General features: G+C 40.6%; 20 protein-coding genes. 19 read left to right on the plus strand and 1 reads right to left on the minus strand.

The genetic code is table 11. The features are described from left to right. Positions 1–2 precede the first annotated feature (2 nt). The 15 genes from ACVC7S_RS02000 (at position 3) to ACVC7S_RS02070 (ending at position 17,711) form a co-directional block, all read left to right on the plus strand. Entirely contained in the window at positions 3–1,667 is a 1,665-nt protein-coding gene (locus tag ACVC7S_RS02000; RefSeq protein WP_447265988.1) for an Hsp70 family protein, read from the plus strand. 13 nt (positions 1,668–1,680) lie between these two features. After that, a complete protein-coding gene (locus ACVC7S_RS02005; protein WP_447265989.1) occupies positions 1,681–4,320 on the plus strand; it encodes a molecular chaperone DnaJ in 2,640 nt (879 codons plus the stop codon). A gap of 97 nt (positions 4,321–4,417) precedes the next feature. Beyond that, a complete protein-coding gene (gloA, locus tag ACVC7S_RS02010) occupies positions 4,418–4,798 on the plus strand; it encodes a lactoylglutathione lyase (RefSeq protein WP_447265990.1) in 381 nt (126 codons plus the stop codon). Positions 4,799–5,045: 247 nt separating this feature from the next. Beyond that, positions 5,046–5,846: a dihydroorotate dehydrogenase electron transfer subunit gene (locus ACVC7S_RS02015; protein ID WP_447265991.1), complete on the plus strand. Its 801-nt coding sequence runs from the start codon at positions 5,046–5,048 to the stop codon at positions 5,844–5,846. Continuing rightward, the gene (locus ACVC7S_RS02020) at positions 5,809–6,795 is read left to right on the plus strand and encodes a dihydroorotate dehydrogenase (RefSeq protein WP_437236444.1); all 987 of its coding nucleotides are present in this window, start codon (positions 5,809–5,811) and stop codon (positions 6,793–6,795) included. Before ACVC7S_RS02015 ends, ACVC7S_RS02020 begins: the two co-directional genes overlap by 38 nt. Positions 6,796–6,905: 110 nt before the next feature. Continuing rightward, the gene (locus tag ACVC7S_RS02025; RefSeq protein WP_447265992.1) at positions 6,906–9,158 is read left to right on the plus strand and encodes a glucosaminidase domain-containing protein; all 2,253 of its coding nucleotides are present in this window, start codon (positions 6,906–6,908) and stop codon (positions 9,156–9,158) included. 145 nt (positions 9,159–9,303) lie between these two features. Then, complete coding sequence (locus ACVC7S_RS02030; RefSeq protein ID WP_447265993.1) at positions 9,304–10,122, plus strand: EbhA; 819 nt, start codon at positions 9,304–9,306, stop codon at positions 10,120–10,122. Between the two features lie 109 nt (positions 10,123–10,231). Beyond that, a complete protein-coding gene (locus tag ACVC7S_RS02035; protein ID WP_000141907.1) occupies positions 10,232–10,468 on the plus strand; it encodes a DUF2829 domain-containing protein in 237 nt (78 codons plus the stop codon). Then, complete coding sequence (locus tag ACVC7S_RS02040) at positions 10,461–11,159, plus strand: 3-oxoacyl-ACP reductase (RefSeq protein ID WP_447265994.1); 699 nt, start codon at positions 10,461–10,463, stop codon at positions 11,157–11,159. Before ACVC7S_RS02035 ends, ACVC7S_RS02040 begins: the two co-directional genes overlap by 8 nt. 9 nt (positions 11,160–11,168) lie before the next feature. Next, complete coding sequence (locus ACVC7S_RS02045; RefSeq protein ID WP_247929633.1) at positions 11,169–11,669, plus strand: NUDIX hydrolase; 501 nt, start codon at positions 11,169–11,171, stop codon at positions 11,667–11,669. Then, positions 11,647–12,495 (plus strand): putative PEP-binding protein, encoded by an 849-nt coding sequence (locus ACVC7S_RS02050; RefSeq protein ID WP_447266044.1) that lies wholly within the window; start codon positions 11,647–11,649, stop codon positions 12,493–12,495. Before ACVC7S_RS02045 ends, ACVC7S_RS02050 begins: the two co-directional genes overlap by 23 nt. After that, positions 12,492–12,932 (plus strand): ASCH domain-containing protein, encoded by a 441-nt coding sequence (locus ACVC7S_RS02055; protein ID WP_447265995.1) that lies wholly within the window; start codon positions 12,492–12,494, stop codon positions 12,930–12,932. The genes ACVC7S_RS02050 and ACVC7S_RS02055 overlap by 4 nt, the downstream gene beginning before the upstream one ends. A gap of 121 nt (positions 12,933–13,053) precedes the next feature. After that, positions 13,054–15,600, plus strand: a complete 2,547-nt coding sequence (locus ACVC7S_RS02060) for a M1 family metallopeptidase (protein WP_447265996.1) — start codon at positions 13,054–13,056, stop codon at positions 15,598–15,600. Positions 15,601–15,709: 109 nt separating this feature from the next. Then, positions 15,710–16,384: a two-component system response regulator CiaR gene (gene ciaR, locus ACVC7S_RS02065; protein ID WP_000590635.1), complete on the plus strand. Its 675-nt coding sequence runs from the start codon at positions 15,710–15,712 to the stop codon at positions 16,382–16,384. Further along, positions 16,374–17,711, plus strand: coding sequence for a sensor histidine kinase (locus tag ACVC7S_RS02070; RefSeq protein ID WP_447265997.1), 1,338 nt, complete (start codon positions 16,374–16,376; stop codon positions 17,709–17,711). Before ciaR ends, ACVC7S_RS02070 begins: the two co-directional genes overlap by 11 nt. Positions 17,712–17,775: 64 nt before the next feature. On the opposite strand, the gene ACVC7S_RS02075 is transcribed toward ACVC7S_RS02070, so the two are convergent. Beyond that, positions 17,776–18,060, minus strand: coding sequence for a DUF3270 domain-containing protein (locus ACVC7S_RS02075; protein ID WP_447265998.1), 285 nt, complete (start codon positions 18,058–18,060; stop codon positions 17,776–17,778). Positions 18,061–18,444: 384 nt separating this feature from the next. On the opposite strand from ACVC7S_RS02075, the gene ACVC7S_RS02080 reads away from it, so the two are divergent. The 4 genes from ACVC7S_RS02080 (at position 18,445) to rpiA (ending at position 22,040) form a co-directional block, all read left to right on the plus strand. Beyond that, a complete protein-coding gene (locus tag ACVC7S_RS02080) occupies positions 18,445–19,500 on the plus strand; it encodes an ABC transporter permease (RefSeq protein ID WP_447265999.1) in 1,056 nt (351 codons plus the stop codon). Between the two features lie 13 nt (positions 19,501–19,513). Further along, positions 19,514–20,194 carry an ABC transporter ATP-binding protein gene (locus ACVC7S_RS02085; RefSeq protein WP_447266000.1) on the plus strand — a complete coding sequence of 227 codons (681 nt, stop codon included), beginning with the start codon at positions 19,514–19,516 and terminating at the stop codon, positions 20,192–20,194. Positions 20,195–20,321: 127 nt separating this feature from the next. Continuing rightward, on the plus strand, positions 20,322–21,251 hold the full coding sequence (locus ACVC7S_RS02090) for a peptidase U32 family protein (RefSeq protein WP_447266001.1): 930 nt from the start codon (positions 20,322–20,324) through the stop codon (positions 21,249–21,251). Between the two features lie 105 nt (positions 21,252–21,356). Next, positions 21,357–22,040, plus strand: a complete 684-nt coding sequence (gene rpiA, locus ACVC7S_RS02095; RefSeq protein WP_447266002.1) for a ribose-5-phosphate isomerase RpiA — start codon at positions 21,357–21,359, stop codon at positions 22,038–22,040. The last annotated feature ends 8 nt before the right edge of the window (positions 22,041–22,048 follow it).

The raw sequence follows: 22,048 nt of genomic DNA on the forward strand, positions 1-22,048 counted from the left end.
AGATGATAGTAGGTATTGATTTAGGAACGACTAATTCTTTAGTAGGGGTTTATCAAGATGGCCAGGTTAAGCTGATTCCCAATGCTTTTGGTGAGTATTTGACTCCTTCTGTTGTGGCTTTAGATGACAATGATGAGATTATAGTTGGAAAAATTGCCAAGGAACGCTTGGTGACACACCCAAATAAGACGGTTTCACAGTTTAAGCGTTTTATGGGGACCAAACATGAGTTGACGCTAGGAAATCGAGCATATAAGGCTGAAGAATTAAGCTCCTTTATCATTCGAAAGTTGGTAGATGATGCAGAGACCTATCTTGGAGAAAAGGTCGAGGAAGTGATTGTCAGTGTACCAGCCTATTTCAACGATGCTCAACGCTATGCGACCAAACTAGCAGGGAAATTTGCAGGCGTTCAGATTGATCGGATTATCAATGAACCCTCTGCAGCGGCTCTTGCTAAAAGATCTATGGTAAACCAAGAAGATCAATCTTTTATTGTGGTCGATTTTGGCGGTGGGACTCTTGATATTTCAGTTGTAGAGCTTTTTGATAACATTGTCGAAATCGTGTCGATCGCAGGGGATAATCGTTTGGGAGGAGAAGACTTTACTGCGGCTATTGCTGAGGAATTTTTAGTTTCCAATCAATTAACCAAGGATACGATTTCCCGAGAATTTTATAGCAAAATTCTGGTACAGGCTGAAAAGACAAAACTAGAACTCAATGATAAAGAAGAAGTGAAGATGACGGTTCTGGACCAAGAACAGGAATACACTTTAGACTTGAGCTACCAACGCTTTTATGAGCTTTGTCAACCTCTGCTAGCCCGTGTTAAGGCCGTTTTGGATCGTGCCTTGATAGATGCACGCTATAGCTATGTATCATCAGATAACTTTGTTCTTGTTGGGGGGACTTCGAAACTCCGCTTGGTTCAGGACTTTTTATCCTACTGTATCAATCAAATGGTTCAGGTATCGGATGATCCTGATCGGATGATTGCGAGAGGTTGTGCCCTTTTAGCAGGAATAAAAGAACGGAAGGGTGAGATACGAGATTTATTACTGTCTGATATTTGTCCTTTTACACTGGGGATAGAGATAGTTGGCGACCGCTTTTCTCCGATTATTGAGCGAAATTCCACCCTACCTGCTTCACGCATTGAGCAGTATTATACAGCTGAATTGGGACAGAGCCAAGTCAAGATAAAGGTCTATCAAGGTGAGATGATGAAGGCTTCACAAAACCTCTTCTTAGGTGAATTAGAAGTTCCCGTACCTGTGAATACTCGCGAAAAAGAAAGTTTAACAGTTCGTTTTACCTATGATTTAAATGGAATTTTGGATGTAGAAGTCAAAATTGATTCCACACAGGAAGTCTTTAGTCATGTTATTCTCCAAGAGAGCATTACCCTTACAGAAAAGGAAATCAAGGTTAAGCAAGCAGAATTGTCTCGCTATAAGATCAATGCTCAAGAAACAGAGGTTTACCGATTCTTGATGGAGAAAGCAAATCGTCTTTACAGTATGCTTTTAGGAAGAAGAAGAGAAGAACTGATGGCATCAACTAGACAATTTGAAGAAGAAGTAAAGCAAGCTTCTATGTACCACCTACCTAAACTTTATCAATCATTTTCAAACTACCTAGAGTTCCTAGAGCGAGGACTGTAGAAGAGGAGACGATATGAATATATGGGAAACTTTAGGGATAGAGCCAACAACTGACGTCAAGCTTATTAGAAGACGTTATGCTGATCTGGTCCGCCTCTATCACCCAGAAGACCAACCAGAAATTTACCAAGAAATTGTTGAAGCATACCAAGAGGCCTTGACTTATGCGAGGTCTAGAAAAGCGAGACTAGAAAATAGTCTAAGAAAAGCGAATGACTCTCAAGAAGCTGCTGAACTTGAAGAAGAGGCAAATGGAAAGCCTAACTCTAGTCTCAACTTTGAAAATTTGACTGAAGAAACGAAAACTGAGAACGAAGAGTCTGAAAGATCTAGTCTTGATTTCAGTGATTATCAGCAATCAACTGATAAAACCAGCGATTCTTTTAACTTTGAAACTTTTAAAGCAGAAGAGGATGAGCCAAAGTCCACCCTTGACTTTAGTAGTTATAATGAAGCAGCCTATTTAATTCGAAATGCGATTGAAAGTATTGTTAAAAATGATGATTACAGTCCAGAAGAACAAGAGCATCTATGGCGTCAGTTCTTTCATCAGTATCAGTATGATATGGACATTGTTCAATCCGTTTTAGAGGAAATGGATGTTTATATTTTTAACAAACCGGAGCAATTCTCTATCCTCATTCCCTTGCTGGAAGACTATGTACCTGACTTTCGATACTGGGGATATTACTATAAACTCAAGTACTGGCAAGTTAAAAGAGATATAGCAGAAGAGGAAGGAAGTTCGCTTGAAAGCGCACAAGAAGCTACTGAGCAATTCTCTTATTCCTATCAACTTTGCCAAGAAATTCTTCAAGATTCTAACAAAGCAAATCAATTAAGCTCTTGGATCGAGTTTTTCAAGCACCCCTTTTTGGCCTTTATGGTCTTGGATCAAGTAAATCAGAATCGTCAAATAATCAAGAGTGTGCCTGTTTTAACCTATATCCTTGAAAAAAACCGACAAGTCATGTATGAAGAGGATTATCCACTCTTGGATGACTTGGCTGATTACTTAGAGCAATTAAAAGAAGAATTTGGAGAAAACGTTGACTTTAGTCACTACGCTCTAGATAATCCAGATGAAGTTGAGGCAGCCTTTTATGAGCTGCTCTATGCTCGCTATCAAGACGAATACAAGCTTTTACGTGATTGGCAATATCTTTTTGAAACAATTAAAGATCACACGTTCCTACTTTATCTGTTAGAAAAAGTGGACGTCTATCCTTTAACCAATGGAAAAGTGTTAGCCCTCGTTCTCCAATTTGTAGAGCGTTACAGTGATGAGGCAGCAAATCCATATCTGAAAAAGCTTCATTTCTGGAAGAGTGTCCAGTCTTATCCTTCAGTGGTAGAGGAGTACGCACTAGATAAAAAAGAAAATTTTGACTACTGGTACAATGAAGGTTATCTCTATATTGACAAGCTCACCAAGAGTGATGAAGATATCAATGATTGGGAGAAGTGGAAAAGCTACTTTAAAGGAAGACCACGCATTCTAACTGTTTTGCTTCAACAGATCTATAAGGAGTACCATCGATTTACAGATGGCGAGCTCCTGAGATATGTTTTAACTCCTTTTCCGACTTCTAAAATGGCTAGCCAAATGATGACGGAGGAGACAGACCAGAAACTAGAAGAGATGACAGCCTATGCCTATGAACTTTGTCATCCAAAGGCCAAGTTATCTTATTTAAATTGGAAAAAAAGACAGGTCTTCAAAAATAAGTTTCTACAGATACTCTTTAGCCTCTTTACGATTGTGAGTCTGATACTCAGTGTTCTAGAGGAACCTGGTTATAATTCTTGGGTCTATGCTGGTATGTTGTCTCTCTTTTACGTCTATATGCTAAAACTAAGGCAAACACCAATTGAGGAAGGAGTGACAGCTAGGGGTTCAAAACGAAAATTCTACCACAGTCCCCATCCATGGTTCCTATTCATCTTGTTATTGCTCCTCGTCACTCCATTCTTACCGTTTGGTCTTATTGGGGCCCTTATTTTCATTACATTTTTCTGTCTCATCGATGGTTTCCAGGTGAGTCAAGGGCTGAAGTGGGATTATTCTTTGGATAAGCTGATTTCTGTCGGTATCTTTCTTTCTGCTGGCTTCTTATCCGCTTTGGTAAATCGAAACCAGATCATTTCCGGAGTTGCAATGATGTACTTCCATATTTTTGCAATCCTTGTGATTTGCTTGTCATTTACAAGATTTAGTCCCGGGTTTCCACCATCATTGAAAAAAATTCTCCTTCCAGCAATCTTGGGTATCCTACTCTTTCAATTATTGCCTTTCGTTCATAGCCGCTTAAACATCTTTAATCCAAATATCCTAAGAAATGAAACTCTGACCATAACAGTTGTTCTCTTGTTAAATGGAATTGCCTTGTCTTATTTTACAAAGGAACAAGGCTTCATGATTGGTGTAAAGAAGGTCTTTATGATTTATGGATTGCAGATCTTTATTTTCCTAAGAAGACTGTTCCGAATCCTATTCGCACTTATCCCTGATTTTAGCAAAGTTTATTTTGAAAAAGACCTGTTAATTTTGAATAGCGAATTTGCTTTCTACTTCCTCGAGGGACTCTTTTTCCTTATCCTGCTTTTCCTTATTGACAATATACGCAAGGAAAATCGGAAAAATTCTGCATAGAATGAAAGAGCAGAAAAGAGGACTCTAGTTCAAGTTTCTAGTAAATTTTTCTGAATAAAGGTATAATGGAACTATTCAAATGAAAGAGGTAATGAAAATGGCTTCAAAAATGCTACACACTTGCTTGCGAGTAGAAAATCTTGAAAAATCAATCGCATTCTATCAAGATGCTTTTGGTTTTAAAGAATTGCGTCGCAAGGATTTCCCAGATCATGCTTTCACCATTGTCTATCTAGGACTGGACGGTGATGACTACGAGTTGGAATTGACCTATAACTATGACCACGGCCCTTATGTGGTAGGAGACGGCTTTGCCCATATTGCCCTCAGTACACCTGACCTTGAGGCACTTCATCAAGAACATAGCAACAAAGGCTATGAGGTTACAGAGCCAAAAGGCCTACCTGGAAACCCACCAAACTATTACTTTGTCAAGGATCCTGATGGTTACAAGGTCGAAGTGATTCGTGAAAAATAATCCAGTACAGTCAAGTAGAATGTTCGTTTTCTACTTGACTTTTTTACTTTGAAAGAGTATACTAATACAAATTTAACCTTTAAGGGGAGTCCAGAGAGACTCACAAGGTGTCAGATAAAAGTGATAGGGAACTCTCTGTGGAGACTTTTTAGGTGTGCGCATGAATTCTGTCTTATCTCGACTGAGACCTTGCAATAGCAAGGTCTTTTCTTTATCTGGTCCCCTTAAAATTTAAGGAGGAAAAGTCATGAATCCCACATGTAAGAAGCGTATGGGTGCTATTCGTTTGGAAAGCATGAAAGTGGTTACACAGGAGGAAATTGCGCCAGCAATCTTTGAATTAGTCCTAGAAGGGGAAATGGTTGAAGCCATGCGAGCAGGCCAATTTCTCCATCTGCGCGTGCCTGACGATGCCCATCTCTTACGTCGCCCTATTTCAATCTCATCTATTGACAAGGCAAACAAGCAGTGTCGCCTCATTTATCGGATTGAAGGTGCTGGGACAGCTATTTTTTCAACATTAAGTCAGGGAGATACTCTTGATGTAATGGGACCTCAGGGGAATGGTTTTGACTTGTCTGATTTAGACAATCAGAGTCAAGTTCTCCTCGTTGGTGGGGGGATTGGTGTTCCACCTTTGCTCGAAGTAGCCAAGGAATTGCATGCGCGGGGGGTGAAACTAGTAACAGTTCTTGGTTTTGCTAATAAGGATGCTGTCATACTCGAAAAGGAATTGGCCCAATATGGTCAGGTCTTTGTTACGACAGATGATGGTTCTTATGGTATCAAGGGAAATGTGTCAGTCGTCATTAATGACTTAGACAGTCAATTTGATGCTGTTTACTCATGTGGAGCTCCAGGAATGATGAAGTACATCAATCAAAGGTTTTATGACCACCCAAGAGCCTATCTATCTCTAGAATCTCGTATGGCTTGCGGGATGGGGGCCTGCTATGCCTGCGTTCTAAAAGTGCCAGATAGTGAGACTGTCAGTCAACGCGTCTGTGAAGATGGCCCTGTTTTCCGTACAGGAACAGTTGTATTATAAGGAGAAAGTCATGACTAACAAACGTTTACAAGTTTCTCTACCGGGCTTGGACTTGAAAAACCCCATCATACCAGCATCAGGCTGTTTTGGTTTTGGCCAAGAGTATGCCAAGTACTATGATTTAGACCTTTTAGGCTCTATTATGATCAAGGCGACAACACTTGAACCCCGTTTTGGCAATCCAACTCCTAGAGTAGCAGAGACGCCTGCTGGTATGCTCAATGCAATCGGCTTGCAAAATCCAGGTTTAGAAGCTGTTTTAGCTGAAAAGTTGCCTTGGCTGGAAAGAGAGTATCCTACGCTTCCCATCATCGCCAATGTAGCAGGCTTTTCAAAACAAGAGTACGCTGCCGTTTCTCGAGGAATTTCTAAGGCTGCAAATGTAAAAGCTATCGAGCTCAATATCTCTTGTCCTAATGTGGATCACGGCAATCACGGACTTTTGATTGGGCAAGATCCGGATCTAGCTTATGAAGTAGTAAAAGCAGCTGTGGAAGCCTCTGATGTGCCAGTTTATGTTAAGTTAACTCCTAGTGTAACGGATGTTGTCACTATTGCTAAAGCCGCAGAAGATGCAGGAGCAAGTGGGTTAACCATGATCAATACTCTTGTCGGTATGCGCTTTGACCTCAAAACTAGAAAACCAATCTTAGCCAATGGAACGGGTGGGATGTCAGGCCCAGCAGTTTTCCCAGTAGCCCTCAAACTCATCCGACAAGTAGCTCAAACAACAGACCTTCCCATCATTGGAATGGGGGGAGTGGATTCTGCTGAAGCTGCGCTAGAAATGTATCTGGCTGGTGCCTCTGCCATCGGAGTTGGAACAGCCAACTTTACCAATCCTTATGCCTGTCCTGATATCATCGAAAATCTGCCAAAAGTCATGGACAAATATGGCATTAGCAGTTTAGAAGAACTCCGTCAGGAAGTCAAAGCCAGTCTGAGATAAGCTAGGTCTTCCTTATCGTCAACAAGAAATAGAATCTTCATCAATTTGTAATATTTCCGTCTATTAACTATGTTACAATAGGGATTAGAAAACGTTATTGGAGCATTTAAATGAAACGATGGAAAGTGGCCCTAGTAAGTGCTAGCTTATTGGGGTGTTTTTTTACTGTAGTGGAGACAGCAAAAGCAGAAGAGGGAACTTGGCAAGGAAAGACCTACCTCAAAGCAGATGGGAAACCAGCAACCAAGCAATGGCTTTTTGACCAAACGCATCAGAACTGGTTTTATCTTAAAGAAGATGGTCAACGTGTGGAAAACGGTTGGTTGACTATTGCTGGTAAGGACTACTACTTTGATGCTAATGGAATCTTGGCTACAAATACTTGGGTCAACCAATATTATGTTAATGCTAATGGTGCCAAGGTTAAGGACCAGTGGCTTTTTGACCAAGAAGGACAGAGCTGGCTTTACCTCAAGGCTGATGGTCAGAGAGCTAAAAACGAGTGGATTAGTCAAGGACAGGAAAAATATTACTTTAAAGAAGATGGCAAGATGGCCAAAGATGAGTGGATCACTCAAGGTAAAGACCAGTACTATGTCAATTCTCAAGGGAAAATTTTAAAAAATACCTGGCTTGGTTCTCACTACCTATCTGATAAAGGAAATAAGGTCAAACAGTCCTGGATCTATGATGCTAATTATAGCAGTTGGTTCTACCTGAAAGCGGATGGCAACTACGCAGAAAACGGTTGGCAAACAGTTAAAGGGAAAGATTATTACTTCAAACAGGGTGGTTATCTGGCTACAAATACCTGGCTTGGAAAATCTTATGTAACTTCAAGTGGCCATAAGGCGAAAACAAGCTGGATTTTTGATAAAAATTACGAATCATGGTTCTATCTCAATGCCGAAGGCGACTATGTAGAAAAAGGCTGGCAAACAATTGATGGAAAAGATTACCATTTCAAATCAGGTGGCTATCTTTCTACAGAAAGTTGGATTGACCGCTTCTATGTTGCTAAGAGTGGTGCCAAACTAAAATCAGAGTGGTTCTTTGATAAAAATTACCAGTCTTGGTTCTACCTGAAAGAGGACGGAACCTATGCTGAAAAAGGTTGGAAAACCATTAAAGGCAAGGATTACCATTTCAAATCAGGCGGCTACCTTTCTACAGAAACTTGGATTGACCGCAGTTATGTGACGACCAGCGGAGCAAAAGCAGGAAAGGGCTGGCTCTTTGATAAGAAATATAACTCTTGGTTCTATATTAAGGCTGATGGAAATTACGCCAATAAAGAATGGCTCTGGGATAATGGCTACTATTATCTAAAATCAGGCGGCTACATGGCCACAAGTGAGTGGGTTTGGTACAAGAATAATTGGTTCTACCTCAAGTCGAATGGGAAGATGGCAGAAAAAGAGCTGATTTATGATTCAGTTAACCAAGCTTGGTACTATCTCAAATCAGGTGGCTATATGGCACAAAATGAAACTGTAGATGGTCATACCTTGGATGCCTCAGGTAAATGGCATGTTGCGGATAAAACCAAGTATTATAAGGTAAAACCTATCACAGCTTATGTCTATAGTGCATCTGGAGAAATTTTGAGTTACATTAACCAAGGAAGCATCGTTTCACTGGACAGCTCGACCCGTAAAGGAGGCAGACTTGCAGTTTCGATTTCTGGCTTGTCTGGCTATATGAATCAAAGTGATTTGACAGCAGTGGATGAAGGAAGCGAGTTTATCCCACATTATACTAGTGATGGGAAATTCCTCTACCATGAACTCTCTCCTTATACGAGTATCAAAGTAGCTCCACACACATCTGCTATGGTTATTGGTAAGAAGTACTACTCAACTGATGGAGAGCATTTTGATGGCTTTACCATTAAAAATCCTTTCCTCTATAAAAACTTGAGAGAGCCAAGTAATTATAGTGCAGCTGAGTTGGATAAACTGTATTCGATGATGAACTTGCAGGATAGTCCTCTTGCGGGTAAAGGAGCAACTTTCAAAGAAGCTGAGGAACGCTACGGTGTCAATGCCCTTTACTTGATGGCGCATAGCGCTCTTGAAAGTGCGTGGGGACGCAGTCAAATTGCCAGAGATAAGAACAACTTCTTTGGTATTGCTGCTTATGATACTAGCCCATATCTCTCAGCCAAAAGCTTTGATAATGTGGACAAAGGAATCCTCGGAGCGGCCAAGTGGATTCGTGAGAATTACATTGACTATGGCAGAGACCACCTTGGAAATAAAGCAACCGGAATGAATGTTCGCTATGCTTCAGATCCATACTGGGGTGAGAAAATAGCCAGCATCATGATGACCATCAATAGTAGACTTGGTTGGAAAGACTAATCAAAAAAATCAACGGTAACTACTGCAAAGTGGTTATCGTTTTTTTAATAGACAATGAGTTGATTGAATAGCTTTACAAACTTGAAATTTATCAGACAATATATTAAAATATAAAAGAAATTATTTATAATTCAAGGAGTTTAAAATGAAGAAATCAATGATTGTCGGGCTTATCATTTTTATCGCTTTAGGATTAGCAACAGGATACTATTTCTTATCCTATGCGCCTCATCAAGCTGCTGTAACTAAGTTTGAAGATGTAGTAAAAGATTTAAATGAAAAAAATAAAGAAGTTGAAGATCAAATAGCTGAGGCTGAAAAGATTATTGATAATGATGAAGAACCTCTTGATTCTAAGACATTGGAAGAATTGAAATCAACTATAAAGGATAGCAAAGATTCACTTCGTAAAATACCAGATATTGAAAAACAAACTGAGCAAATTGAAAAGCAAATTGAAGAATTAAGTCAACCATTAGATTATAGTGAAACAAAAAAGAATTTATCTGACAAACAGACTCATTATCAAAATAGCATTCTTCAATTAAAACAAATTACAAATCCTTCAAATTCTTTTATTGAAGAAAGGCTTAAAGAAATTGAATCAATTACTGGAGTACAATCTGTTACGGAGGATAATGACCCTAATAAAAAATTGAATAAACAAGGTGGGTATACAGCGTCTGTATATTTTGTTGACAATCAAGTGACTGAATCTGTAGAAGGCTCAGATATTGTTCAGAAAGGCAATGATGTTGGAGGAAATATAGAGGTTTATAAGACAAAAGAAGATGCAGAAAAACGCAATACTTATATCAGTGCTTTTGATGGAACTGCTTTAAATCCAGGATCACACTATGTTTATGGAACTGTATTAATTCGCACTTCTCACCATTTAACAGGAACGCAACAGAAAGAACTGACCGAGAAAATCTACAATAAACTAATTGAACTGAATAATTAAATAATTGGATAGCTATTTGTTTTATTGAAGTAAGATACAGTCAAAAAGCCGTTGGAAAACGGTTTTTTGTTATAATTAAACTAAGAATTTAGAATTAAAGGAGAACATCATGACTTTTGAAGAAATCCTGCCTGGATTAAAGGCCAAGAAAAAATATGTACGAATTGGTTGGGGAGGGGCTGAAAACTATGTGCAACTCTTTGACACTATCGAGCAAAACGGGGTTGCACTTGAAGTGACGCCTTATTTCCTCATCAACGTGTCAGGAGAAGGGGAAGGTTTTTCCATGTGGAGTCCGACACCTTGTGATGTTTTGGCGACGGATTGGGTAGAAGTGCATGACTAGACGTGTATTGATTACGGGAGTGAGTTCAGGTATTGGACTGGCTCAAGCTCGACTCTTTTTAGAGAATGGCTATCAAGTTTATGGAGTTGACCAAGATGAAAATCCACTCTTGGAGGGTGATTTTCACTTTTTACAGAGAGATTTGACCTTAGACTTGAAACCTGTTTTTGACTGGTGCCCTCAGGTGGATATTTTGTGCAATACTGCAGGAGTCTTGGATGATTACAAACCGCTTTTGGAACAATCAACCCAGGAAATTCAAGAGATTTTTGAAATCAACTACGTGACTCCTGTTGAGTTGACTCGCTATTATTTGACGCAAATGCTAGAGAATAAAAAAGGGACCATTATCAATATGTGTTCGATTGCTTCTAGTCTAGCGGGTGGAGGTGGACACGCTTATACATCGTCTAAGCATGCCTTGGCTGGATTTACCAAGCAGTTGGCTCTAGACTATGCGGAAGCTGGAATTCAGGTCTTTGGGATTGCTCCAGGTGCTGTCAAGACGAGCATGACTGCTGCCGACTTTGAACCCGGTGGCTTAGCTGACTGGGTGGCTAGTGAAACGCCAATCAAGCGCTGGATTGAGCCAAAGGAAGTGGCAGATCTTACACTTTTTCTAGCAAGCGGAAAAGCAAGCGCCATGCAGGGGCAAATCTTGACGATTGATGGTGGCTGGTCTTTGAAGTAGGAGGATCTGATGGAAATCAAAAAACACTTTGGAGTCTATGCTGTTTGCTTTGAAAACGGGAAGTTACTCTGCATTGAAAAAACGAGAGGCCCTTATCAACATCGTTATGATCTACCTGGTGGTAGTCAGCAATTTGGAGAAGGACTGACGGAAACGCTGATTAGAGAAGTTATGGAAGAGACAGGATTTACTGTTAGAAGTTACTCCAATCCTCGAATCTACGATGTTTTCGTCAGGGAAGAGTTAACAAATTTTACTGTTCACCATATCATGGCATTTTATGATATTGAGATAAACAAGAAGGAAGCTCAAGTTACGATTTCGGAAGCTGTGTCTGATGGTGCGAATGATTCACTCGGATATGTTTGGATGGATATTCAAGAGATCAAAGAAGAAAATGCATCGCCATTAGTCTTGAAGGTTAAGTCTGAATTATTAGGATTTCCAGAACTGGACAAGACCTTGTATATGAATTGGAAGGTGAATGATGAGAAACCAACTTGCCCTTAGTGGAGAACAAATTGCTGAAAAAGTTTACCCACAACTATTTCATCATGTTGGCATGATTCGTGGGGAATACTTACTGAGAGAGCTCAATCAAAACATTCTATTAGCATGTTGTCAGCAATTTGTAAAAGATTATCTAGACACCATTTGCTCCTTGTACTCAGATGAAGAGGTTTGGTATCGTTTTTCAGAGTTAACAAATACAGAAGCTAATTGTTTAGAGGGGACTAAAGAGCATTTTGATGAAAATCATCCCTTGTTTGGTTATAGAGGAACTAGGCGCTTGCTGGCGTGTCCTGATGAATTTCAGGCTGAAGCACATGTCGTTACAGAAGTTTATCAAACCAATCCCAATCTGTCTGTTATCTTTCCTTTTGTCAATGATGCTAAGCAGTTAAAGCAAGCTATAAGGGTATTACGTCAGCATGGTTTTACTGGGAAAGTCGGCACAATGATTGAATTACCTTCAGCTTATTTTGACTTGGACAGGATACTGGAAACGGGTATTTCAAAGATTATAGTTGGAATGAATGATTTGACTTCTTTTGTTTTTGCGACTGTGAGAAACAGTCAATGGCATGATATGGAAAGTCCAATAATGTTAGATATGCTAAGACAGATGCTGGATAAAGCAAGGATGAAAAAGATTGACTTTGCTGTAGCAGGCTATCTGAATCTTTCTTTCATAGAAAAAATGAATCAGATGGGTATCAAGTGTATTATCCACTACAGTTCTATTCCAGAGATTTTTGGTTTAGAGATTGATCATCCAGACCACCTCAAACGTGTAAAAGAAGTAAGTAAAAAATTACAAAGGAGCAACCCATGACACCGCAAGAAATGTGGAATGCATACAAGAAAATCAATCCCTCGATCGGAGATGAGATTGATGCTTGGGCTTTTGGAGTGGAAGCCGATCTCTTGGCAGATTTGGTTTTAAAAGGTGAAAAGACGGCAACTGCATCAGCCTATGATCTTTATGCAGTTGATAACGAACCCCTTCCGCGAGAAGGAACTTTTGATATCATTTTAGATGGCCAAGATCGGGCTGTCTGCATTGTCGAAATTACAAAGGTTTCTGTCGAATCCTTTAATCAAGTTTCTGCTGAACATGCCTTTAAGGAAGCGGAAGGTGACAAATCCCTAGCCTATTGGCGTCAGGTTCATGAGGACTGTTTCGCCGAGTGGCTGAGAGAGGCAGGACTAACTTTTACGTCTGACAGCAAGGTTGTTTTAGAAGAATTTCGTAAAGTCTACCCACTGTAGACTGCTAGAAGAAAGAAAGTTTTGGAAATCACCGTCCAATCCTTTTTTCTTAAGCAAAACATGATATAATAAGTTTGTTTGAAGAAGAGTAAAACTCTTAAACTTAGAATAGGAGAAAACTATGCAAGCAGTTGAACATTTTATTACGCAATTTGTTCCTGAACATTATGATTTATTCTTAGACTTGAGTCGTGAGACCAAGACCTTTTCTGGGAAGGTGACCATCACTGGTCAAGCCAAGAGTGACCGTATTTCCCTTCACCAAAAGGACTTGGAAATCGCTTCTGTAGAAGTTGCGGGTCAAGCTCGTCCATTTACAGTTGATTATGAAAATGAAGCCCTGCATATCGAATTGGCTGAGGCTGGTCAAGTTGAATTAGTCATTGCTTTTTCAGGAAAAATAACAGACAACATGACAGGGATTTACCCTTCTTACTACACAGTGGATGGTGTCAAGAAGGAAGTCTTGTCTACTCAGTTCGAGAGCCACTTTGCGCGTGAAGCCTTCCCATGTGTGGATGAGCCAGAAGCCAAAGCAACCTTTGATCTCGCTCTACGTTTTGATCAGGCAGAAGGTGAAGTTGCCTTGTCAAACATGCCTGAGATTGATGTGGAAAACCGCAAGGAAACAGGTATCTGGAAGTTCGAGACAACACCTCGCATGTCTTCTTACTTGTTGGCTTTTGTAGCAGGTGATTTGCAAGGGGTGACCGCTAAAACTAAAAACGGTACCCTTGTAGGTGTCTACTCAACAAAAGCTCACCCACTATCTAACCTTGATTTCTCACTGGACATCGCCGTTCGCTCAATCGAGTTTTACGAAGATTACTACGGAGTTAAGTACCCAATCCCTCAATCTCTGCATATCGCCCTCCCTGACTTCTCAGCGGGTGCAATGGAAAACTGGGGTCTGGTAACCTACCGTGAAGTTTACTTGGTTGTGGATGAGAACTCAACCTTTGCTAGCCGTCAACAAGTTGCCCTAGTTGTAGCACATGAGTTGGCTCACCAATGGTTTGGTAACCTCGTTACTATGAAATGGTGGGATGACCTCTGGCTTAATGAAAGCTTCGCCAACATGATGGAATACGTCTGTGTCGACGCCATCGAGCCAAGTTGGAATATCTTTGAAGACTTCCAAACAGGTGGTGTGCCGGGAGCACTTAAACGTGATGCGACTGATGGCGTTCAGTCTGTCCACGTCGAAGTTAAACACCCAGACGAAATCAATACCCTCTTTGACGGAGCTATCGTCTATGCCAAAGGAAGCCGTCTCATGCACATGCTTCGTCGTTGGCTAGGTGATGCTGATTTTGCTAAAGGTTTGCATGCTTACTTTGAAAAGCACCAATATGGAAATACCATTGGTCGTGACCTATGGAATGCCCTTGGACAAGCATCAGGGCGTGATGTCGCAGCCTTCATGGATTCTTGGTTGGAACAACCTGGTTATCCAGTTCTCACTGTCAAAGTTGAAAATGATGTCTTAAAGATTTCACAAAAACAATTCTTCATCGGTGAGCACGAAGACAAGAACCGTCTCTGGGTTGTACCACTGAATAGCAACTGGAAAGGCTTGCCAGATACACTCGAAACTGAAAGTATCGAAATCTCTGGCTACGCCGCTCTTCTTGCTGAAAATGAAGGAGCTCTTCGTCTCAACACTGAAAATACTGCCCACTATATTACCGACTATCAAGGAGACTTGTTAGAAGCTGTTCTTGCTGAGCTAGAGACACTTGATAACACAAGCAAACTGCAAATTGTTCAAGAACGTCGTTTGTTGGCTGAGGCAGGTCATATTTCTTATGCAGACTTGCTCCCAGTCCTTGATAAACTTGCTAAGGAAGAGTCTTACCTTGTGGTTTCAGCTGTTTCTCAAGTGATTTCTGCCCTTGAACGCTTTATTGATGAAGGAACAGAAACTGAGAAAGCCTTTAACCGTCTGGTTGCTAAATTGGCTCGTCATAACTATGCCCGTCTTGGTTTTGAAGCCAAAGATGGTGAATCGGATGAAGACGAATTGGTTCGTCAGTTGGCTGTTTCTATGATGATTCGCTCAAATGATGCAGAAGCTAGTCAAGTCGCTAGCCAAATCTTTGCAACTCACAAGGAAAATCTTGCAGGACTTCCAGCAGCCATCCGTGCACAAGTTCTCATCAATGAGATGAAACACCATGAGACAAAGGACTTGGTCGCAACTTATCTGGACCTCTACACTCATGCCACAGATGCTGTTTTCAAACGCCAGTTGGCAGCTGCTCTAGCCTACAGTACAGATGCTGACAATATCCAAACCTTGATTAGTTCATGGAAGGACAAATTTGTGGTGAAACCACAAGACCTTTCTTCATGGTACCTCCAATTCCTAGGACACCAAGCTACCCAAGAAACTATTTGGGTTTGGGCGCGTGAAAACTGGGATTGGATCAAGGCAGCTCTTGGTGGCGACATGAGCTTTGACAGCTTTGTCATCTTCCCATCACACATCTTTAAAACTGAGCAACGCTTGGCAGAGTACAAGGAATTCTTTGAGCCACAACTCTCTGACCTTGCTCTTAGCCGTAACATTCGTATGGGTATCAAAGATATCGCAGCGCGTGTTGACTTGATTAAGCGTGAGAAAGCAGCAGTAGAAACTGTTGTAGCTCAATATGGCAAGGCTTAATTCGTTCAAAATGTAAACAAAAACTCAACTTTCTATCTGAAAAGAAGAGAGAGTTGAGTTTTTTTTAAGGCAATTTTGGTATAATAATCATAACAAGGAGGAGTTTCTGATGATAAAAATCTTATTAGTAGAAGATGACCTGGGTCTGTCAAACTCAGTATTTGACTTTTTGGATGATTTTGCAGATGTCATGCAGGTTTTTGATGGAGAAGAAGGTCTCTACGAAGCTGAAAGTGGCGTCTATGACTTGATTTTGCTTGACCTGATGTTGCCTGAAAAAAATGGCTTCCAAGTCTTGAAAGAGTTGCGAGAAAAAGGAATTACGACACCAGTCCTTATCATGACTGCTAAGGAAAGTTTGGATGACAAGGGACATGGTTTTGAGTTGGGAGCGGATGACTACCTCACCAAACCTTTCTACCTAGAAGAACTCAAAATGCGGATCCAAGCACTTCTCAAACGTTCAGGTAAGTTTAACGAAAATACCTTGACCTATGGGGATGTTGTCGTCAACCTTTCAACGAATGAAGTGAAAGTGGAAGATACTCCTGTGGAACTGCTCGGAAAAGAGTTTGAGTTATTGGTTTACTTCCTTCAAAATCAAAATGTCATTCTTCCCAAGACACAGATTTTTGACCGTCTATGGGGATTTGATAGCGATACGACGATTTCCGTTGTAGAAGTCTATGTCTCAAAAGTTCGTAAGAAATTGAAGGGGACAGCCTTTGCTGAAAATCTTCAAACCTTGCGTAGTGTCGGGTATATTTTAAAAGATGTTCAATAAACTAAAAAAAACATGGTATGCGGATGATTTCAGCTATTTCATTCGAAACTTCGGAGTGTTCACCTTGATTTTCTCTGCTATGACCTTGATTATCCTTCAGGTCATGCACTCCAGTCTCTACACTTCTGTAGATGAAAAACTCCAAGCCCTTAGTAGTAGTCCACAAGCTGTCATCCAGTTAGCCCTTAATCGGGCAACTGAGGAAGTCAAGGATATTCAAACAGCAACAGCGGATGCCAGCAAGGCTGAAATCAAGCCCAATGTTAGCTCCAATACGGAAGTTTTGCTTTTTGACAAGGATTTTAACCAACTCTTACTGGGTAATCGCTTTTTAGGCTTGGATAAGATCAAGCTGGACAAGAAAGAGTTGAATCATATTCGGCAAATCCAAGTTGTCAATAGCTACGGTCAGGAAGAAACCTATCGAATGGTCTTGATGGAAACCAACTCTTCCACCGTATCAAGTAATGTCAAATATGCGGCGGTTCTAATCAATACCAGCCAGCTTGAGCAAATCAGCCAAAATCACGAGCATTTAATTGTTGTAGTGATGGCTAGTTTCTGGCTCCTGTCTTTAATTGCCAGTGTTTACCTGGCACGTGTCAGTGTCAAACCCTTGCTGGAAAGCATGCAAAAGCAGAAGTCCTTTGTTGAAAATGCGAGTCACGAACTGAGAACGCCTCTGGCCGTTTTACAAAATCGTTTAGAGAATCTTTTTCGAAAACCAGAGGCAACAATCATGGAATCAAGCGAAAGTATTGCTTCCAGTCTTGAAGAGGTTCGCAACATGCGTTTCCTTACGACCAATCTTCTCAACCTTGCACGTCGAGATGATGGAATCAAACCAGAAATAGCAGAAGTTTCTCCACAATTCTTTAAAACAACCTTTGCCAACTATGAGTTGATTGCTTATGAAAATGATCGTGTTTTCAACTATGAAAATCGAATTTACCGTCCATTCATGACCGATCAGTTGCTCTTAAAACAACTCATGACTATCTTGTTTGATAATGCCATCAAGTATACTGAAGAAGATGGGGAAATTGAGTTTGTAGTTCATGCTACAGATCGCCACCTCTATCTTACAGTGACGGATAATGGAATTGGAATCTCAGCTGCCGATAAGAAGAAAATCTTTGACCGTTTTTATCGTGTAGACAAGGCAAGAACCCGTCAGAAAGGTGGTTTCGGCCTGGGACTATCTTTGGCCAAGCAAATCGTAGATGCCTTACGAGGAACGATTACCGTAAAAGATAACAAACCTAGAGGAACAATTTTTGAAGTTAAGATTGCCATCCAATCTCCTTCAAAACGAAAGAATAAATAAAAAAGACAGTTATAGAACTGTCTTTTTAGATAACTAGAAAAGAGGTTGGTAGTAGTACCAACCTTTATTTTGAAAGTTTTCGTTTCATTATCTTTCTTTGAAGTTGTAAAAGTGCGAAGCTTGTTGCCATAGCAGCGATAAATGATAAAGCTGTATTAAATTTTAAGGCTAAAAAGATAAAGCTAAAAAGCACCATAAAAATACAAAAACAAGCGATATTTACAAAAAATAAAATCTCTTTTAGGTTAGGGCCGACTGGGGCTTCTGGTGTATAATCTTGATAAAGTGGAGTTTGATTTGATTCGGGAGCTTGTTCAAACTCATAAGCTTCTAGTTTTCTTGCGGACATGATTCTCTCCTTAACAGTACATAACTATTTTATCATTTTTTATGCAGAGAATTATTACAGAATTGTTACAAAACTACTAAAGTCTCTTATCAACTTCTAAGTCACTCTTCTTGACACCTACTAGGGAAAGTGATAGCATGGATGTTACACTTAAAACAGATGACCTAACCTTCTCTATTATAAATATACTGAGAAAGGAAAGGATAACTTATATAAATTGATAGCAAGCTGAGGCTTTTTCCTAAGATGATTTGTTGAGTTGCTACCTGGATACTTTTGTAGAGTATTGGTAGGAGTTGTTTTGAATGGATGATAAGACAGCGATTCTGTCTATTGGACTGGGTGGTTTTTTGCTACCTCTGGGGAAAGTAAAAGGAGATAAGCATGTATCTTGCTATCAAAGAAATAGTACGAAACAAACTTCGATATAGTTTGATTCTAACTACCATTTTTCTTATCGCTTTTATGGTCTTTTTTATGACCAGTCTAGCTCTTGGTCTTGTGCGAAACAACCGAGCAGCTATTGATAATTGGCAAGCAACGGGTGTTGTTTTATCCGACTACGCAAATGATAATTTGACAGCATCTTTTATTCCTGAAAAGGACTACAAGGATAAGAGTTCTGAAGAGGCTGCTCCATTGGGCTATATGTTCGCTGTGACCAATCTAGTCGATGGTAGTGAAAAGGTCAATGTTTCCATTTTTGCTCAAGACTGGGACGCTTTTATCTCACCTAGTTTGACGGAGGGTCGTTATCCTGAAGGAGATGATGAGGTTGTCGTGGATCAGTCTTTTGAGAACTATGGGATGAAGCTAGGCGATGCCATTCAGCTCAATGGAAGCGATTCAAGTTACAAGATCGTAGGCTTGACTCAAGGAAATAAGTTTTTCACCGAGCCTGTTGTCTTTACGAGTCTGACAACTTATTGGACCTTACAAGGGACCTTGAAAGCCAATCGATCCATCTCTGCCTTGGTATTGAAAAATGATATAGAAGTGGCTGGAGACGGACTGAAACAGATTTCCATTCCAAAAATGATTTCGAAAATCCCTGGGTACACACCACAGGTTAATGTATTTTCAGGGATGATTCTTGCTATGATTGTCATCACAGGCTTGATTGTGGGTATTTTTGTTTATATCATTACCATCCAAAAACTAGGTCTTTATGGAATAATGCGGGCTCAAGGGATACAGATCAAAACCATTGTATGGTCTCTTTTCTGTCAAATCTTCCTCCTAGCTGGTATGGGGATTGCTTTAGCCTTGCTGGCAATCGGAGGAGTGATTTTAGTCTTACCAGCTACCTTCTTTTTCTACCCAAGTTGGATAGCCTACTCTGTCCTAAGTTTGGTAATTTGCTTGATGGCCCTTCTAGGTGGTGTCATTTCACTTCCACGCTTGTTAAAGGTGGACCCGATTACTGCGATTGCAGAGTGATAAGGAGAATAGTATGACAGCATTGATTGAAATGACTCAAGTGACAAAAACCTATGGGGAAGGAAAGATGAAAGTCGTAGCCCTGCATGAGACGAATTTTCAGCTAAATGCGGGAGAGTTCGTAGCTATCGTTGGACCTTCAGGTTCTGGAAAGACGACCTTTCTAACAACTCTAGGACAACTTCAGGAAGCATCGAGTGGAAAGATTTTGGTAAAGGGGAAAGAAACAGGCAGTTTGACAGAGAAGGAAAAAACAGATCTCCGTTTTAGAGAGTTTGGCTTCATTCTCCAGGCTTCAAACTTAATTCCTTTTCTAACGGTCAAGGAACAGCTGGATTTGATTGACAGACTGGATAAGGGGAAAAATAGTAAAAGTGACCGAAAAGAGCTCTTTGAGTTGTTGGATTTGGAAAAAGTAAAAGATCATTATCCAAAGGCTTTATCAGGTGGCGAACGTCAACGTGCCGCGATAGCTAGAGCGCTTTATAATAATCCAAGTATCGTACTTGCAGACGAACCGACAGCAAGTCTAGACACTGAGCGTGCTTACCAAGTAACGGAGATGTTGGCTGCCATTGCCCACGAACAAGGTAGAGGAGTTGTCATGATTACACATGATACACGCCTTCTTGATAAGGTTGACCGTATTTATGTTATGAATGATGGACACCTAGTAGAAAAAACACATGCATAAAAAAGAAAGTGGACGGTACTAGTTACTGTTCATTTTTTTGATTGGCAAAGATAGAAATCAGTTTAACTTTTTGTGAAACTCCCAGTACCCATAGCTGATTTTTGAGAAATGTGGTATAATTTTTCTTATGGAAAAGATTATCATTACAGCAACTGCTGAAAGTATTGAACAAGTTGAACAGTTACTCGAAGCCGACGTAGACCGTATCTATGTCGGTGAGAAAGATTTTGGCCTCCGTCTGCCAACGATTTTTAGTCATGACCAATTGCGTGAGATTGCTAAGTTGGTTCATGAAGCAGGCAAGGAATTGATTGTCGCGGTTAATGCCCTCATGCATCAAGATATGATGGACCGTATCAAGCCCTTCCTAGACTTCTTGGAAGAAATCAAGACAGACTATATCACTGTTGGAGATGCAGGTGTCTTTTACGTGGTCAATCGTGATGGCTATTCCTTCAAGACCATCTACGATGCTTCAACCATGGTGACTAGCAGTCGTCAGATTAACTTCTGGGGACAAAAGGCAGGAGCTTCTGAGGCGGTTTTGGCGCGTGAAATTCCATCTGCTGAGCTCTTCAAGATGCCAGAGATTTTGGAAATTCCTGCTGAAGTATTGGTTTACGGGGCTAGTGTCATTCACCATTCTAAGCGTCCGCTCTTACAAAACTACTATAACTTTACGCATATTGATGATGAAAAGACACGTAAACGTGACCTCTTCTTGGCAGAACCAAGTGACCCAGAGAGCCATTATTCCATCTTTGAAGATAATCATGGTACCCATATCTTTGCTAACAATGACCTTGATTTGATGACTAAATTGACAGAATTGGTGGAGCATGGTTTCACTCACTGGAAGCTAGAGGGTCTCTACACACCTGGTCAGAATTTTGTAGAAATTGCCAAACTCTTTATTCAAGCGCGTGGCTTGATCCAAGAGGGCAACTTTAGCCATGACCAAGCCTTCTTGTTAGATGAGGAAGTGCGCAAGTTACACCCTAAAAACCGTTTTCTCGATACTGGATTCTATGATTACGATCCTGATATGGTTAAATAGGACACCAAAACCCGAAATAAAAATGTTCGGGTTTTTCCAGTGTATACATGAAATAAAAACGGATACATGTTATAATAAAAATAGCTCTTTAATGGAGGTGTTTAAGTGGAGAATCTGAAGAAAATGGCAGGTATCAAGGCTGCTGAGTTTGTCAAGGATGGCATGGTAGTCGGACTTGGAACGGGCTCTACTGCCTACTATTTCGTAGAAGAAATCGGTCGTCGGATTAAGGAAGAAGGTTTGCAGATTACTGCTGTAACGACTTCCAGTGTGACCAGTAAACAGGCTGAAGGTCTTAACATCCCGCTCAAGTCGATTGATCAAGTAGACTTTGTCGATGTGACGGTTGACGGGGCGGATGAAGTAGATAGCCAGTTCAACGGGATCAAAGGCGGTGGTGGGGCCCTTCTCATGGAGAAGGTTGTCGCAACGCCCTCAAAAGAATACATTTGGGTGGTAGATGAAAGCAAACTGGTAGAGAAACTAGGTGCTTTTAAATTGCCTGTAGAAGTAGTTCAGTATGGCTCAGAACAGGTCTTTCGTCGGTTTGAGCGAGCTGGCTATAAACCAAGTTTCCGTGGAAAAGATGGCCAACGTTTTGTGACCGATATGCAGAACTTTATCATTGACCTAGCCTTGGATGTCATTGAGGATCCAATTGCCTTTGGGCAAGAATTGGACCATGTCGTTGGTGTCGTAGAGCATGGCTTGTTCAACCAAATGGTGGATAAGGTCATCGTTGCTGGACGAGACGGTGTTCATATTTTAACTTCAACAAAAGCAAACTAATCAACATA

The organism is Streptococcus sp. Z556 (assembly GCF_053010225.1).